This is a genomic window from Streptomyces swartbergensis (assembly GCF_002148965.1).
Classification (GTDB): Bacteria; Actinomycetota; Actinomycetes; order Streptomycetales; family Streptomycetaceae; genus Streptomyces; species Streptomyces swartbergensis.
This window is the reverse complement of the sequence record NZ_NGFN01000187.1, coordinates 1-16,698: the sequence shown is the minus strand read 5'-3', so window position 1 is coordinate 16,698 and position 16,698 is coordinate 1. Positions and strand designations below refer to the sequence as shown.

Below are 16,698 nucleotides of genomic sequence, written 5' to 3'. Positions count from 1 at the left end.
GGGGGTGGTTCAGGGGCGGGGCAGGGTGCTGGCCCGCACCGTCAGCCGCGGTGACAGCAGAGTCGCCTCCGGTGCACAGCCGCCGCCGAGCTTCTTCATCAGCAGGTCCACCGCCCCGGCGCCCACCTCGGCGGCCGGTACGGCGATCGAGGTGACGGGGACGCGGACGAGTTCGGCCAGTTCGTCCGGGCAGATCGCCGTGACCGACAGATCCCCCGGGACCCGTAGGCCGAGCCCTTCGAACGCGTCGATCACTGGCTCCAGAATCGGCTCGTTGTGCACCACGACACCCGTCAACGCCGGCTGCTCCCGCAGGAGTCGCTCAGCGACTCGGCGGGCTGCCGCGGGCGTCGACTCGCACGGGCGGACCGAGGAGGACAGCCGGTTCCGGTCGGCCGCGGCGGTGAAGCCCTGGACCACGCGCTGGGCGAAGCCCGTCTCCCGTACGTACACCTCGGGCGGCGACCCCACGAGCCCGATCACCCGGTGCCCGAGCCCGGCCAGATGCTCGACGCAGAGCTCACCCGCCGCCCTGAAGTCCAAGTCGATGCAGGTCAGCCCCTCGGATGACTGAGGGAAACCGATCAACACAGAGGGTCGGTCCAGGGCGCGCAGCAACGGCAGCCGAGGATCGTGGAGCTGGACGTCCATCACGATCAGCGCGTCGACCAGCGCGGTGTCCGCGACGCGCCGCAGGCCCGCCTCGCCCTCCTCCTGCGTCAGCAGCAGCACGTCGTGGTCGTGCTGACGGGCGGCGGTGACCACCGACGCCGCGAACTGCATCACCACCGGCACGTGGATGCCGGCCCGTAAGGGAATCACCAGCGCCAGCACATTCGACCTCCTGCTCGCCAGCGCCCGGGCCCCGGCGTGCGGGCTGTAGCCGAGCTGGTGGATGGACGCCTCGATGCGCCGCCGGGTCTCCTCGGAAATCGGGCGCTTGCCGCTCAGGGCGTACGAGACCGTGCTGGGGGAGACCCCGGCGTGCCGCGCCACATCGGTGATCTTGACCATCAGCCCGGCTTCACCGTCAGAAACCCGGTACCGGCCTTCGCCCGCACCTCACGTCCACCCGCGGCCAGTCCCCAGGGTGCCGAGGGATCACTGCAGGAGGCCCGCAGCGCGTCCCCTTCGCGGACCACGGTGAAGGTCACGTCACCCACGGACACCGTCACCTGGGCGCCGCGCCCGAGCCCGTACGCGTGCAGGGTGACCCCGTCGGCGTACGCGTAGTCGGGCCGGTCGTCCACGGCCCCCACCGGGATCACCGCACCCGGCCTGACCAGTAGCGGAACGCTCAGGAAGCCGTGCCGCTCGCGAACCCAGCGCGGTCCGGTGACCGGCTGCCCGCTGAGGAAGTGGGTCCAGGTGCCCTCGGGGACGTAGTACGAGACGTCTCCCTCGTCGGAGAACACGGGGGCGACCAGCAGGTCGGGGCCGAGCATGTACTGCCGTTCCAGATGCGCGCACCCGGGGTCGTCCGGGAACTCCAGGACCATCGCGCGCATCATCGGCACGCCCTCGGTGTGCGCGGCCCGGGCGGCCTCGTACAGGTAGGGCATCAGGCGCAGCTTCAGGCGTGTGAAGAGGCGCAGGACGTCCACGGCCTCCTCGTCGAAGAGCCAGGGGACGCGGTAGGAGGAGCTGCCGTGCAGCCGGCTGTGCGAGGACAGCAGCCCGAAGGCGATCCACCGTTTGAAGAGGGCGGGCGTCGGCGTGCCCTCGAAGCCGCCGATGTCATGGCTCCAGAAGCCGAACCCGGACAGACCGAGGGAGAGCCCGCCGCGCAGCGACTCGGCCATCGACTCGTACGTCGCCTCGCAGTCGCCGCCCCAGTGCACGGGGAACTTCTGGCTGCCGGCGGTCGCCGAGCGCGCGAAGACGACGGCCTCCTCCTCGCCGCGGTGCTTGCGCAGCACGTCGAAGACCGTGCGGTTGTACAGGTACGTGTAGTAGTTGTGCATCCGCTCGGGGTCGCCGCCGTCCGCGTACGCGACGTCGACCGGGACCCGCTCCCCGAAGTCGGTCTTGAAGCAGTCGACGCCTTGCGCGAGCAGGGCTTCCAGCTTCGACGCGTACCACGCGCGGGCGGCCTCGCCGGTGAAGTCGACGAGGGCCATCCCCGGCTGCCACAGGTCCCACTGCCAGACGCTGCCGTTCGGCCGCTTCAGCAGATGTCCGAGGGCCCGGCCCTCCGCGAAGAGCGGCGAGCGCTGCGCGATGTACGGGTTGACCCACACGGAGATGTGCAGGCCACGCTCCTTGAGGCGGGCCAGCATCCCCTCGGGATCCGGGAAGACCCGCGGATCCCACTCGAAGTCGCACCAGTTGAACTCGCGCATCCAGAAGCAGTCGAAGTGGAAGACGGAGAGCGGGAGGTCGCGCTCCCTCATGCCGTCGATGAAGGAGGTGACGGTGGTCTCGTCGTACGAGGTGGTGAAGGACGTCGACAGCCACAGCCCGAACGACCAGGCGGGCGGCAGGGCCGGGCGGCCGGTGAGGGCCGTGTACTTGCGGAGGATGTCCTTCGGGGTCGGGCCGTAGATGACGTAGTACGTCAACTGCTGTGTCTCGGCGCTGAACTGGACACGCGATACGGCCTCCGAGCCGACCTCGAACGACACCCGGCCCGGATGGTCGACGAAGACGCCGTAGCCCGCGTCCGTCAGATAGAACGGCACGTTCTTGTACGCCTGTTCCGTGGCCGTGCCGCCGTCGGCGTTCCACATGTCGACGACCTGCCCGTTCTTGACCAGCGGCCCGAAGCGCTCGCCGAGCCCGAAGACCTGCGTGCCCACGCCGAGGTTCAGCTGCTCGCGCAGATAGTGGCCGCCGGTGCCGGCGTCCCGCATGATGCCCATGCCCTTGGGGCCACTCGAGGTGAGGGTGCGGCCGTTCGCGAGGAAGTCGACGTGCCAGGGGCCGGTGCGGTTCACTCTGATGGCCAGGGCGCCCGCGGTGAGGGTCGCGGACTCCTCGTCGTACGTGGTGAGGGCCGTGAACTCCTCCTTCGCCAGCTCGAATTGCGGTCCGAGCGGCTCCTCGCCCTCGAAGTGCGTGAACGTGACGCCGATGACGTCCGGCATGGGCGCGTGCGCGCTGATCGTCACGACCGGTCCCTTCAGCAAGTCGCCGCGGTGGCGGATGGGCTGGGTCGGCGCGTGGATCTCCAGGGCGCCCGACCCGGCGGTCACGTCCAGCACCTCGACCGGGTGGGCCGCGGTCATACCTTCGCGCAGCAGCCAGTAGCCATCGGTGAACTTCACGCCCTTACCCCTTACTTGACGGCACCCACGGCGATCCCACGGGTGAGGGTCCGCTGGAAGACCAGGAAGAAGACGATGGCGGGCAGCACGCCCAGCAGCGCGGCGGCGTTCGTCATCGTGGCGTCCATCAGACGCTGGCCCTGGAGCACGCCGAGCGCCACCGACACGGTCTGGTTGTCGTTGGAGATCAACATGACCAGGGGCAGCAGGAACTCGTTCCAGGTCCAGATGAAGAAGAGGACCAGCAGCACGCCGACGGTGGGTCGGCTGACGGGGACGACGATCCGCCACAGCTCCTGCCACTTGTTCGCCCCGTCGATTTTGGCGGCCTCGATGATCTCGCGTGGGAACTGGCCGAGCACGGCGGAGAGGAGATACGTACCGAACGCGGCCTGGACCACGGTGAAGACGATGATCACGCTCAACCGGGTGTCGTACAGGCCGACTTCCTTGCTCAGGTAGTAGACCGGGTAGACCAGCGCCTCCTGCGGCAGCATGTTCGCCAGGACGAAGAAGGCGAGCACCCAGGTGCGGCCCTTGATGCGGCCGACGCCGATCGCGTACGCGTTGAGCACGGACAGGACGACGGCCAGGAGGGCCACGCTGCCACTGATCAGTACGGAGTTGACGAGCTTCTGGCCGAAGTCGACGCGCTCCCAGAAGTCCTTCAGGCCGTCCAGGTAGACGCCCTCGGGGAGGCTGAGCGGGCCGTTCGCCGAGTACTCGGCGGGCGACTTCACCGCGTTGAGCGCGACGATCAGGAAGGGCAGGACCATGAACAGGGCGCCGATGAACAGGGCGACGAAAACGGGATAGCGGCCCACGACGGAGCGGACGGGCCGGCGTGACTCGGTGCGTACGGCTTGTACGGCTGTCATGTGCGGAGCCCTTCCTCGGCGTCCTCGGCGCGGGTCTGGAGCTTGAGGCCGACGAGCGCCAGCACGAGGATGACCACGGTCAGCACGGTCGAGATCGCAGCGCCGTAGCCGACCTGGGTCTTCTCGAAGAAGGTGGTGAAGGAGAAGTAGGAGGGGACGTTGGTCGCACCGCCGGGCCCGCCCTTCGTGAGGACGTACACCGCGCCGAACACCTTGAGCGCGGCGATCGTGCACCAGAGGAGGACGACGTAGATCTCGGGCCGGATCTGGGGGAGGGTGACGTGCCAGAACCGTCGCCACCAGCCGGCGCCGTCCAGCTCGGCGGCCTCGTACAGCTGCGGGTCGGCGCGTTGCAGCCCCGCCATGAAGATGACCAGCGGGAAGCCGATCTGCACCCACACCATCACGCCCATCACGCTGTAGAGCGCGAAGTCCGGGTCGCCGAGCCAGTCCTGCTGGAGGCCGCCGAGCCCGATGGCCTTGAGGAGTTCGTTCAGGGAGCCGTTCTCCGGCGCGAGGATCCAGCTCCACACGATGCCCGCGACCGCGATCGGCAGGACCTGCGGGAGATAGAAGCAGGCGCGGAGCACGGCGACCGTCTTCGTCCCGAAGTGCTTGCCGACGAAGCCGAACAGGGCGGCCGCGAGCACCAGCCCCAGCACCGTCGGCACCGCCGCCATCGCCACGACCATGAAGAGGCTGTGCCGGAAGGACGCCCAGAACTCCGAATCGCCCATCAGCTCCCGGTAGTTGGCGAGCCCGGCCCACTTCGGGGTGCCGACGCCCTGCCACTCGGTGAAACTCACGCCCGTGTTCATCAGGAACGGCACGATGATGATCGCGAAGAAGGCGAGGATCCCCGGGAGCAGGAACAGGGTGTACGAGTCCCGGGGGCGGCGCGGGCCCTTCGCGTGCTGATGCTTCTCGGTGACCCGGCCGCCCCGTTCTCCCCGTTCGACGGTGACGGTCACGTCTTCGGCGCGCCCTTGTCGTACGCCTCCTGCACCGCGTCCAGGTAGGCCTCCGGTTTTGCGCTCCCCGTGATCAGCTTCTGCGTCTCGGAGACGAGGACGTCGTAGAAGCCGGGAACGGGCCAGTCCGGGTAAAAGGCCAGGCCGTCCCTCTCGGAGAGCGTGTTGAAGTCGGCGATGAGCGCCTTGGCCCGCGGGTCGGTGATGGCGGCGGGGTCGGCCGCCACCGGGACGCCGCCCTTGTTGCCGAGCAGGTTCTGGATCTTCTTCGACATGGTGATGTCGATGAAGTCGTACGCCAGCTCCTTGTTCTCGGCGCCCTTGGGGACGACCCAGAGGTTGCCGCCGGATCCGGCGGTCATGTCCGAGTCCGGCCAGAGGAAGGTGCCCCAGTCGAACTTGTTCTCCGCGGCGAACCGGCCGTACCACCAGCTGCCGGAGAACAGGATCGGGCTCTTGCCCTGGATGAAGGAGACCCCGGCGTCCTCCGCCTTCGCACCGCTGGACTTCTTGCTGATGTAGCCCTTCTTCACCCAGTCCGCGAAGGTCTCGGCGCCGTAGGTCCAGGCGGCGTCGTGGAAATCGGTCCTGCCCTTGTAGAGCTGGTACGAGTCGACCCAAGCGCGGTCGGCCTTCGACAACGCGAGCTGGTAGAGGTACTGGCCGGCCATGTACTCGGCGCCCGCGTTGGCGAGCGGGGTGATGCCCTCGTCGACGAACTTGTCCATGGCTGCGGTGAGTTCGTCGAACGTGGTGGGTTCCTGGATCCCGTGCTTCTTGAAGAGATCCTTGTTGTAGAACACCATCGTGTACTCGGCGTAGTTGGGGATTCCGTACCACTTCCCGGAACCCATCACGCCGTTGGTGTCGTACTGGCTGGTCGTCCGCACCCCGGAGCTGAGCTTCTTGTCCCAGCCGCGCTTGGTGACCTCGGCGGACAGATCGGTCAGGAGCCCCTGCTTGGAGAGGAGCCCCGCCGTCGCGTTGCCCTTGTTGTACTCCATGAGGTCGGGTGCGTCGTCCGAGTTGAGGACCATCGGGGCGGTCTTCTGGATCTGTTCGAAGCCCTTCTCCTCGAACTCCACCTTGACCCCCGGATGGGTCTTCTCGAACTCCTTGATGGCCGCGTTCCAGGCCACGCCCATCGCACTGTCCGGGCCCTCGTAGTGCCACAGTTTGAGCGTCTTGCCGTCTGATCCACCACTGTCCGAGTCCCCGCAGGATGCCAGGAGCAGAGCCCCGCTCACAACCGCCGCAGCGGTCGCCACCACACGCCTTCGTGCCGTCAACATCCAGTGCCTCCAGGGGAGTCGGATGGCTCACTGTCCCGGTGAGTCGTGCTCGTCACGCTCGTCGTGGGGGCGTCACGCAGGGTTCATCGAATCGTTTCGATGCGGGACGTCGAAGCGCTTCGACGGAGGAAGGTATGTGGGGGCTGGGGGCGCGTCAATGGGGCGCGTCGGAATTGGGACGGGTGTCTGATCGGTCGGACCCGATCGCGCACCCGGGTCAGGACTGACCGCTGAACTTGCCGGCTCGCCGCAGAAACGTGCTCCTGGAGGCGCTCGTGTTCGCCCGGGTGTCCGAGGTGACCGAGGTGACGGTGGGGTGGTCGCGTCACGCCGGTTGCCAGATCCGGGCGAGCGTCGAGGTGGTGAGCACCTGCTCAGGACGCCCCTGTCCTGCCAGGTGACCGTCGCGGAGCAGGAGGCAGGCGTCCGCCGAGCGTGCGGCTTCCAGGTCGTGCGTGGCCTGGACGACGGTCACTCCGTCGGCGACCAGCTCCGTCAGCAGCACCCCTATCCGCTCTCTTGCCTCGGGGTCGAGTCCCGTGGTCGGTTCGTCCAGCAGCAACAGGTCCGACTCCTGGGCGAGCCCTTGGGCGATCAGGGCGCGCTGCCTCTGCCCGCCGGACAGCTCCCCGAGTTGCCGGGTGGCGAGGCCGGCGATGCCCAGTCGCTCCATGGCCGTGTCCACGGTGGCGCGGTCCTGCCGGGTCAGCCGGCGCCACGGTCCGCGTTCGCCCCAGCGCCCCATCTCCACCGTCTGCCTGACCGTCAGCGGCAGTGCGTCCCCGACGGCGCCGCGCTGCGGGACGAACGCCGGTGGCCGGTCGCCGGCGTGATGGAGCTCGCCTGATGTGGGTTGGATCACTCCGGCGAGGACTCCGAGCAGGGTGGACTTCCCGCTTCCGTTCGGGCCGACGAGCGCGGTCGTGGCCAAGGCCGGTATCTCCACGTCAAGTTGATGGAGGACGGGACGGCCCGGGTAGCCGGCGGAGAGCTCGGTGAGACGCACGCGGGACGTTCTGCCCGCGGCTTGGGGAAAGAGGAGGATGTTTTGAACATGATTTTCATTGTAGTGTCCGTCGCATGGAGTGGTTGACAGGTCCCTTCGACGTGACCTTCGTGCAACGGGCCCTGTGGGGCGGGATGCTGGTGTCGGTGATCTGCGCACTGGCCGGCACCTGGGTGGTGCTCAGGGGGATGGCCTTCCTCGGCGACGCCATGTCCCACGGGTTGCTGCCCGGAGTCGCGCTCGCCGCGCTGCTCGGTGGCAACCTGCTGCTGGGGGCGCTGCTGAGCGCGGTCGTCATGACCGCGGGTGTCACCGCCCTCGGCCGCACCCCGAGGCTGTCCCAGGACACCGGCATCGGCCTGCTCTTCGTGGGGATGCTGTCCCTCGGCGTCATCATCGTGTCGCGCTCGCAGTCCTTCGCGGTCGACCTGACCGGGTTCCTCTTCGGTGACGTCCTCGCCGTCCGTGAGCAGGACCTTGCGTTGCTGGGCGTGGCGCTGCTGCTGGCCCTGGCCGTCTCGGTCCTCGGCCACCGGGCCTTCCTCGCCCTGGCCTTCGACCCGCGCAAGGCCCGCACGCTCGGCCTGCGTCCCCGCCTCGCCCACGCCGTGCTGCTCGGCCTGCTCGCGCTGGCCATCGTCGCCTCCTTCCACATCGTCGGGACACTGCTGGTCCTCGGCCTGCTCATCGCCCCGCCGGCGGCCGCGCTGCCCTGGGCGCGCAGTGTGCGAGGTGTCATGGCCCTCGCGGCGCTGCTCGGCATCACCGCCACCTTCTGCGGCCTGCTGTTGTCCTGGCACCTGAGCACCGCCGCCGGCGCGACCGTCTCCGCCCTCGCGGTGGCCCTGTTCTTCCTCTCCCACCTGGCATCCGGTCTCCGCCACCACCGCCGTGCGCGCCTCGTCGGCGTTCACGCCGCGGACAAGAAGATCCCCGTCGTGGACGAGTGGCAGGAGCCGCTGGACTGGCAGCAGCCCCGGCCCACCCTCTTCGTCCGCGACCACACCGCGTACGTCTCCGAGCCGGGCAAGCGCAAGCTGCACGCCATCGACATCGAAACGGGCAAGAAGGTCACCTCCGTGACCCTGCCGAAGAGCACCAACGAACTGTCCGGTGTCGTCGCCGGCCACTGAACCCCGCCCTCACGGTGGTCAGGCCTCGTCCCACTGGTCCAGCAGGGTGTCGGCCGTGGCTCCGTCGGCGTCGGACGCCGGGCCGTGGAGCGACTGCTCCGTCCAGATCACCTTGCCGCGGGCCATGTAGCGGGTGCCCCACCGCTGGGAGAACTGAGCGACGAGGAAGAGCCCTCGCCCGCCCTCGTCGGTGGTCGCCGCCCGACGCAGGTGCGGCGAGGTGCTGCTGCCGTCGGTGACCTCGCAGATGAGGCTGTCGCGGTCGAGCAGCATCCGCAGCCGGATCGGCTCGGTGCCGTAGCGGATGGCGTTGGTGACCAGCTCGCTGATCACCAACTCGGTGGTGAAGGCCATCTCGTCCAGTCCCCAGGCGCCGAGCCGACGGCTGACGTCCGCCCGGATCCCGGCGACGGCCGCCGGATCGCCCGGCACGTGCCATTCGGCGACCCGGGAGGGATCGAGCCGGTGGGTACGGGCGACGAGCAGGGCGATGTCGTCGCCCGTGCGAGCCGGAAGCAGGGTGTCGAAGACGTCCCGGCAGGTCTCCTCCGGGGTCCGGCCCGGGCGCGCCAGGGCATCGCGCAGCGCTTCCAGGCCGATGTCGATGCCGCGTTCCCGGTCCTCGATCAGGCCGTCGGTGTAGAGGACCAGCCGGGACCCCTCGGGCAAGGTGACCTCGGCGGTTTCGAAGGGCTCCCCGCCGCCCAGCCCGAGCGGCGGGGCGCCCGGCACCCGCAGGTACTCCACAGTGCCGTCGGGGTGTACCAGGGCCGGCTCCGGATGCCCGGACCGGGCCAGCGAGCACTGCCCGGAGGACGGGTCGTACACCGCGTAGAGGCAGGTGGCCCCCGTGACGCCCTTGTCGTCCCGCTCGGCGCTGTCGTCGCCGTCGATCCGGGCGACCAGCTCGTCCAGGTGGCCGAGGAGCTCGTCCGGGGACAGGTCGAGGGCGGAGAAGGTGTGCACCGCCGCCCGCAGCTGGCCCATGGTGGCCGCGGCGTGGAGGCCGTGCCCGACGACGTCGCCGACCACCAGCGCGACCCGGGCGCCGGGCAGGGGGATGACGTCGAACCAGTCGCCGCCGACTCCGTCCAGAGCGGGCAGGTAGCGGTGGGCGACGTCCACGGCCGAGTGGTCGGGCAGGGAGCCGGGCAGCAGGCTGCGCTGGAGTGTCTCGGCCAGGGTGTGCTCGCGGGTGTAGCGGCGGGCGTTGTCGACGGCCACCGCGGCCCGGGCGGCCAGTTCCTCGGCGAAGGCCAGATCCTCCTCGTCGAAGGGAGGGTTCTGTGAGCGCCAGAAGCTCGCCATGCCCAGCACGACGCCGCGGGCCTGGAGCGGCACGGTGATCAGGGAGTGGAAGCCGCCGTCCAGCACGCGCTGGGCGCGGTCGGGGTCCCGGGCGGCCGTCCGGTCTCCGGAGGCGGCCGGGTCGGCCTCCAGGACGGCGCGGCCGCGCACGACGCCGACGGCCATGGGGGAGGCGGGGACAGAGCGGATCAGCTCCACCACGGCGTGAAGGGTCCGGGCGCCCGCGACGCCGTGCACCGCCGCGCGGCGCATCTCGGAGCCGGGCCCGGCCGGCTCCTCACCTCGCAGGACCGGGTCCWGCAGGTCCACGGCGGCGGCGTCGGCGAACCGGGGGACCGCCACTTCGGTCAGTTCCCGCGCGGTGCTCGTCACATCCAGCGTGGTGCCGATCCGCACTCCCGCCTCGTACAGTAGCCGCAGCCGCTCCCGGGCCACCTCCGCCCGGCCCGCCAAGGCCCGCAGCTCCGTCGTGTCGCGCAACGTGACCACGCTGCCCGCCGGGCCGCCGTCGGGGTCGACCGGCCGCATGTTGACCGCCAGCAGCCGGTCACCCGCCAGGTGCACCTCGTCGGTGGCCACCCGGCCCGATCCCAGCAGCCGGGCGGTGCCCTCCTCCAGGCCCAGGTCGGTTACGCGGCGTTCCTCGGCGTCCGCGGGCAGGTCCAGCAGCCGCCGCGCCTCGTCGTTGGCCAGCAGGAGCCGCCCGTCACCTCCGATGATCAGCACCCCTTCCCGCACCGCGTGCAGCACCGCGTCGTGGTGCTCGTACATGCGGGTCATCTCGGACGGGTCCAGGCCGTGGGTCTGCCGCCGCAACCGCCGGGAGACCAGCGCCGTCCCAGCCGCGGAGACCACCAGCGCGCCCCCGGCGAAACCGAGCAGCTGCGGCAGCTGGCCCTGCACCACCTCGTCCACGCTGTCGACCGTGACGCCGGCCGACACAAAGCCGGCGATGGCCTTCCCGCCGGTGTCGTGCACGGGGACCGTCGAGTCCACGGAGAGGCCGAGACTGCCCTCGAAGGTCTGGGTGAAGGGTCTGTCGGCCGCAGCGCCCTCGCGAAGCGCGAAGATGTGCTTCCCGATCAGTGCCGGGTCCGGATGGGTCCAGCGGAAGCCGTTCGGATCGAACGCGACCACGTAGTCGACCCCGGACTCCTGACGGGCTTCCTCCGCACGCGGCTGCATCAGCACACGGGGGTTGTCGGACTTCATGGCCTCCAGCGTCCCCGGGGCGTGCGCGAAGGCCTGGGCGACCCCGAAGGCCAGCTGCCGGGCCTCCTGCATGCTCGCGTTCCGGGCCTGGAACACCAGGGCCACGCCCGCGGCCGCGGCGAACAGGACCATGATCGCCAGCTGCAGCAGGAACACCTGGGCCGCGACGCTGCGCACCCGGGGCAGGGAGGTCGAGCACGGACCGCTGTCCCGGTGGAACCGAGACACCGAGAGGCGACCAAGACGACTGGCCATATCCTTTTTCCTGACTTTCACGGCTCCGTGTGCCTCGATCTCAGCTGTGTGCCCATGCCTGCCAGCGCCTGGTCACGGCATCCCCGTTCTCGACCCACCACTCGACGTCCAGGTCGAAACCGGACCGCAGGTGTCCGGGAGTGCTCGCCAGGTCCGCGGCCGCGGTCTCGGAGAGGTACGCGTAGGCGGCCGGCACGACAGGGCCCGCGGGGTGGATCTGCGCGAAGTGGGCCTGCACGTCGGGCCGCAGCGCGAAGTCGATGAGCCGGTACGCGGCCTCCGGATTCGCCGCGCCTTTGGGAATGCCGTAGCCGTTGCTCTGCCTGCGGGCACCGTTCCACGCGTACGCGAGCGGGGAACCGCCCTTGATCAGACTCTGGACGCGGCCGTTCCAGACGCTGGAGGCCACGACCTTCTTACGCCCCAGCAGCTCACCCGGTACGGCGCCGCTCTCCCAGTACGTCAGCACGGAGCCCTTGATGTCGTCGAGGGCCGCGAAGGCACGGTCCACGTCGAGCGGATACAGCTTGTCGAGCGGCACGCCGTCGGCAAGCAGGGCGAACTCCAGCTCCGGCCAGTCCAGCGAGCCCTGCAACGCGCGTCCGCCCGGGAATCGCCCGATGCTCCAGAAGTCCGCCCAGGATTCGGGCCTTTTCCCGCCGAAGGCATCGGTGCGGTATGCCAGGACGCTGGCCCAATAGTTCTTTCCCACGCCATGAGAGGTCAACAGGGACTTGGCGATGCCGGCATTCCTCGCGTTCTTCAGCCGGTCGTGGTCGAGCTCCTCTGAAATCCCCTCCCGCTTGAAGAGCGCCAAGTGCGTCATGTTGATGTCCATGACATCGAACCGGGGGCGGCCTTCCTTGATCTGGGCGATCATCTGCTCGTGCAGGATGTTCACCACCTTGATCCGGATTCCGGTCTCCCTGGTGAACGGGTCGTAGACGGCCTTTCGGTTCGCCGCTCCGTAAGAGCCGCCGATGTCGCGGACGACGAGTGGTCTGCTGTTCTCGGTCCTGGTGGTGCCCTGGTCGGAGCGGGGCCGGCAGGCGAGTGAAGTGGCGGCGACGCCTGCTGCGGCTCCGCCCCTCAGAAATGCTCTGCGATCGATCCCGAGTTCTCTCACCCTCTTCCTCCTGTGGATCCGGGCGCGGGGGCGATATGGGGGGTGGATTCACGCGGAAGGTATTTCATTGATGCAAATATCTTCTTTGTGAAGTTGGGAAGGTTGTGCAGGTGTGCAGTAAATGTCACGTGCCGGGCGCTGCCGCTCCCGATGCGTCCAGCACCAGCACCGCGACGTGCAGGGACGTGCACTGCAGGCCCGACTCCAGATCACAGCCGAGGAGCCGCTCGATGGTGTGGAGGCGCTGGTAGAACGCCTGACGGGACATGCCGGCCTGTTTCGCCGCGACCGACTTGTTCCCGGCCGCCGTCAGATAGGCGCGCAGCGCGGGGAGCAGGTCGCCGCCGTTGCGGTCGTCGTGCTCGATGAGACGCGTGAGCTGCCGTTCCGCGTACCGCTGAAGGCGGATGTCCTCCCGCAGCACGCCCAGGAGTTCCGGCAGCTGGACATCGGCGGGGACGTAGAACCAGCGGTCGGGTGAGGCGGGCGTGATGGCCTCGGCCGTCTGCTCGGCCTCCTGCCACGACCGGGCGATCCCGGAGAGGTCGGTCACGCCGGGGCCGACGGTGACGACGGCCTCCGGGCCGAGTTCCTCGCGGCACAGACGGCCGATCCGCTCGGCGACCGGCTGCCAGGCGCTGGCCTGCGCCAGGGCCAGGAGCATGCCGATCCGGCCCGGGGCCGTCTCGCCGACCAGGGCGCGGATGCCGGTCTGCGCCATCGCCTTCGCGATCCGTTCGTCGAGGTGCTCGCCGGTGCCGGTGTGAGTGTGGCGGATGACCACGGCGAAGAGGCGGTGCCCGAGGGTCGGCAGGCCCAGTGCCTCGGCGCGGGCACGGGCGTCCGCGGGGGAGCGGAAACGCCGTTCGTACAGGTCCCGCAGCACCGAGCGGTGGGCCCGGCGCTCCCACCAGGCCGGCCCGGCCAGCCGCGCCATGCTCAGGGCGACCGCCGCGCGCTCCAGGACCAGGACGTGTTCCGGATCGGGCTCCGGGTTCAGCCGGCCCTCCAGGAGGACGAGCCGTCCCCACGGCCCCTGGTGGTCCTGCACGGGCGCGATCAGCCACCCCTCCGGGCCGCTCGGCGTGATCTTCTCCGGGGTCGGCGCGGCCCGGGAACGCCGGGACCAGGCCGACACCACCGGCTCGTACGGCCGGCCGAGCAGTTCGCACATCAGGACCCGGTGGGTGAGGTCCTCCAGCACCACGGGGGCACCGGTGAGCTCCGCGGTGGTGTGCACCAGTTCCTCGGGGTCCGCGCCCCGCAGCGTCAGGGCGGTGAAGATGTCCTGGATGTCCCTGCCGCGGCGCAGCAGCGCCCCCTGGGCGTCGAGGATGAGCGCGTGCACCGTCTGCGTGACGTCGATGAACCGGACGCCGCGGGCCAGCTCGACCAGCGGCACCTCACGGGCACGGCAGGCCGCCACCAGCTCGTCGGGCACCTTCCCGTACCGGTAACCGAGCTCCACGATCAGGCCGGCCGCGCCGACATCGGCGAGCTGGTCGACGTAGCCACGCAGCTCGGAGGCGTCCTCGGGATAGGGCATGCCGGTCGTCAGGACCAGCTCGCCGCCCTCGAGGAAAGCGGCGGGGTTGAGCAGTTCGGTGACGTGCACCCAGCGCACCGCGCGGTCCAGCTGTGACTCACCGGCCAGCACGCGCGGCATCCCCTCGGCCAGCACGGGGAGGCGCAGAACCTCCGTGATGGTCGGGAAGTGCCCGGTTGCGGGACGTCTGGGCGGCATAGGCGGTGCTTTCGTCCGAGGGATCGGGGTCACCTTTGCACCGGCACATCACCGTGGCAAGAGGGGAAGGGCACTTTCCGTGGCCGGCCCGCTCGCCGTGACAGATCGTCTCGATAAGGCGCCAGGGCGGAACAGAGTGTGGGTTGACCTGCGTGTTCGCCGGGGTCGAGAGTGAACGCCATCCCCAGGGGGCCCGAATCGGAAGGTCCGCACGGTGTCCGCACCGTGTTGGGGCACCACTGACACCCAGGCCGCACCCGGCGAAAGGAAGACCTCATGCGCATCCCGAAGCGCGTCGCCGTGATCGGTGCCGGAAGCATGGGCAGCCAGGCCATGTGGCGACTTGCCGCCCGCGGGGCCGAGGTCATCGGCTACGACCGGTACGCGCCGGGTCACGACCGGGGCGCGGCCGGGGGCGAGACCCGCATCTTCCGCGCCGTGCACCTCGGTGACCCCGGGTACATACCGCTGCTGCGGCTCGCCGACCGGATGTGGGACCGGCTCCAGCGTGAAACCGGCTCCTCACTGCGACGCCGCAGCGGATGCCTGGTGATGGGCGAGACCGCCTCGCCGTCGATGCGCCTCCTCCTCACCGCCAGCTCCACCCACGGGCTGGACCACGAGGTACTGGACCGGGAGGAACTCGCCCGCCGCTACCCCCAGCACCGCCTCCCGGACGGGCACACCGCCGTCCTGGACCGGATGGGCGCCATCCTCAGGCCAGAGGCGTCGATCCAGGCCGCCGCCGCCCGCGCCGAGCAACTCGGCGCCCGGCTGCACCGCTACACCCCGGTGCGGGAGATCGCCCCCGCGGCGAGCGGCGGGGTGCACATCGTCACCGACCGGGGCACGGACCACGTCGACACCGCCGTGGTGACCGTGGGCCCCTGGATCAACACCCTGCTCCCGGACCTGCCGCGGTCCGTCGACATCCGCCGGCTGATCAGCTCCTGGCACATCCCCACCCGCCACGACTGGTTCGCGGGCGGCGCCCCCGCCTTCGTACGCAGCACACCCCATGACTGCTACGGGCTCCCGTCGCCCGACGGCATCTCCGTCAAGCTGGGCCTGTCCCTCGCCCGTTATCTGCCGGTACCCGACCCCGAACGGCTCGACCGCACGGTCCGCCCGGAGGAACTCGCCACCTTCCGCGAGCTCATCGGCGAGCTGATGCCCGATCTGAACCCCGACCCCATCAGGCTCTCGGTCTACATGGAGGGCTACACGGAGTCCGGAAACCCGCTCGTGGGCCGTGTTCCCGGCGAGGACGACATCATCGTCATGGCCGGATTCTCCGGCAGCGGCTTCAAACTGTCGCCGGCCATGGGCGAGATCGCCGCCGACCTCGCACTCGACGGCACCACGGACCATCCCGTCGGCTTCCTCGCCCCGGCCGGAGTCGGCGCCGCCTGATCCACGGCAGCTTCCCCCTCTCTTCGGCACGTCCGTCCCAGTCGTGCCCGAAAAAATCCGAAAAGGCGGAACTGAAGCATATTCAGTTCCCTGGTCATAAGAGAGCACTCCCATGACTGAACCCTCGTTCCGGCCGAAGTACGTCTCGTTCGACTGTTACGGCACGTTGATCGAGTTCCCGATCACTCCCATCACGCGGGAGCTCGTCGGCGACCAGATCCCCGCCGAGCAGTGGGACCAGTTCGTTCGCGAGTTCCGCGGCTACCGTTACGACCAGGTCCGCGGCGAGTACTACCCCTACGAGCAGGTGTTGCAGGACTCCTTCGAGCGGGTCTGCCGCAAGTGGGGTGTGAAGGCGGCGTCGGACGCGGGCAAGCGGTTCGCCGACGGCGTCCGCAGCTGGGGCCCCCACGCCGACGTGCCGGAACCGCTGAAGAAGATGGGCGAGAACTACAAGCTGGTGATCTTCTCCAACGCGGAAGACTCCTTCCTGGAGGAGAGCGTGCCCCGGCTCGGGGCGGACTTCCACGCGGTCTACACCGCGGAGCAGGCCGGCTACTACAAGCCCCGCTACGCCGCGTTCGAGTACATGCTCGACCAGCTCGACGCGTCCCCCGAGGACTTCGTGCACGTCTCCTCGCACACCCGCTACGACCTGATGCCGATGCACGACATGGGCTTCCGCAACCTCATCCTGCTGGACCGCGGATACGACCCCGTCACCCACGGCTACGACTACGTGCCGGTGAAGTCCCTGGACGACCTCAACCGGATGCTCGGCATCTGACTCGCGACGCACATCGTCCCGCACGGACAGCCCCGAAGGACCCCCGCCGAGCTTGTCGGCGAAGCCGCGTAGAACTCGAAGTACTGGGCCGAGGGGGCGACATCCTCGGCCGCATCATCGACCGACCGACGGCGGGGGCACACGGTCCACGCCCCGGTCGGCGGGCGGATCTTCTACGGCATGCACGGCCTCACCGTCGCCCCCAGCGCGGAACTCTGGCCGTCCCGTGGAACCCCGAGCCACGGCCACGCGAATCGACACCCTCCCGACCCCCGGCGCGGGCCTCGGATCCGACGAGGCGCACCCC

General features: G+C 69.7%; 11 protein-coding genes and 1 pseudogene. 3 read left to right on the top strand and 9 right to left on the bottom strand.

Features of this window, described 5'->3' with window-relative positions; all coding sequences use genetic code 11:
• Positions 1–9: 9 nt before the first annotated feature.
• The 6 genes and pseudogenes from CA983_RS26340 to aztA form a co-directional block, all read right to left on the bottom strand.
• Positions 10–1,014 carry a LacI family DNA-binding transcriptional regulator gene (locus tag CA983_RS26340; protein ID WP_086603332.1) on the bottom strand — a complete coding sequence of 335 codons (1,005 nt, stop codon included), beginning with the start codon at positions 1,012–1,014 and terminating at the stop codon, positions 10–12.
• A complete protein-coding gene (yicI, locus tag CA983_RS26335) occupies positions 1,014–3,266 on the bottom strand; it encodes an alpha-xylosidase (RefSeq protein ID WP_086603331.1) in 2,253 nt (750 codons plus the stop codon). The genes CA983_RS26340 and yicI overlap by 1 nt, the downstream gene beginning before the upstream one ends.
• A gap of 11 nt (positions 3,267–3,277) precedes the next feature.
• Complete coding sequence (locus CA983_RS26330; RefSeq protein WP_086603330.1) at positions 3,278–4,144, bottom strand: carbohydrate ABC transporter permease; 867 nt, start codon at positions 4,142–4,144, stop codon at positions 3,278–3,280.
• Positions 4,141–5,115, bottom strand: coding sequence for a carbohydrate ABC transporter permease (locus CA983_RS26325; RefSeq protein ID WP_086603329.1), 975 nt, complete (start codon positions 5,113–5,115; stop codon positions 4,141–4,143). Before CA983_RS26325 ends, CA983_RS26330 begins: the two co-directional genes overlap by 4 nt.
• On the bottom strand, positions 5,112–6,407 hold the full coding sequence (locus tag CA983_RS26320; protein WP_086603328.1) for an ABC transporter substrate-binding protein: 1,296 nt from the start codon (positions 6,405–6,407) through the stop codon (positions 5,112–5,114). The genes CA983_RS26325 and CA983_RS26320 overlap by 4 nt, the downstream gene beginning before the upstream one ends.
• 325 nt (positions 6,408–6,732) lie before the next feature.
• A pseudogene (aztA, locus tag CA983_RS26315) lies at positions 6,733–7,472 on the bottom strand (zinc ABC transporter ATP-binding protein AztA).
• A gap of 15 nt (positions 7,473–7,487) precedes the next feature.
• Between aztA and aztB the strand changes: the two are divergent.
• Complete coding sequence (aztB, locus tag CA983_RS26310; protein WP_167407463.1) at positions 7,488–8,546, top strand: zinc ABC transporter permease AztB; 1,059 nt, start codon at positions 7,488–7,490, stop codon at positions 8,544–8,546.
• 18 nt (positions 8,547–8,564) lie between these two features.
• On the opposite strand, the gene CA983_RS26305 is transcribed toward aztB, so the two are convergent.
• The 3 genes from CA983_RS26305 to CA983_RS26295 all read right to left on the bottom strand — a co-directional run bounded on the left by CA983_RS26305 (position 8,565) and on the right by CA983_RS26295 (position 14,191).
• On the bottom strand, positions 8,565–11,198 hold the full coding sequence (locus CA983_RS26305; RefSeq protein WP_244207112.1) for a SpoIIE family protein phosphatase: 2,634 nt from the start codon (positions 11,196–11,198) through the stop codon (positions 8,565–8,567).
• A 163-nt stretch (positions 11,199–11,361) separates the two neighbouring features.
• Positions 11,362–12,447 carry an ABC transporter substrate-binding protein gene (locus CA983_RS26300; RefSeq protein WP_086603326.1) on the bottom strand — a complete coding sequence of 362 codons (1,086 nt, stop codon included), beginning with the start codon at positions 12,445–12,447 and terminating at the stop codon, positions 11,362–11,364.
• A gap of 124 nt (positions 12,448–12,571) precedes the next feature.
• Positions 12,572–14,191 carry a PucR family transcriptional regulator gene (locus CA983_RS26295; protein ID WP_086603325.1) on the bottom strand — a complete coding sequence of 540 codons (1,620 nt, stop codon included), beginning with the start codon at positions 14,189–14,191 and terminating at the stop codon, positions 12,572–12,574.
• 276 nt (positions 14,192–14,467) lie between these two features.
• Here CA983_RS26295 and solA point away from each other — a divergent pair, with 276 nt between their 5' ends.
• Complete coding sequence (solA, locus tag CA983_RS26290; protein WP_086603324.1) at positions 14,468–15,604, top strand: N-methyl-L-tryptophan oxidase; 1,137 nt, start codon at positions 14,468–14,470, stop codon at positions 15,602–15,604.
• Positions 15,605–15,716: 112 nt separating this feature from the next.
• A complete protein-coding gene (locus CA983_RS26285) occupies positions 15,717–16,391 on the top strand; it encodes a haloacid dehalogenase type II (RefSeq protein ID WP_086603323.1) in 675 nt (224 codons plus the stop codon).
• The last annotated feature ends 307 nt before the right edge of the window (positions 16,392–16,698 follow it).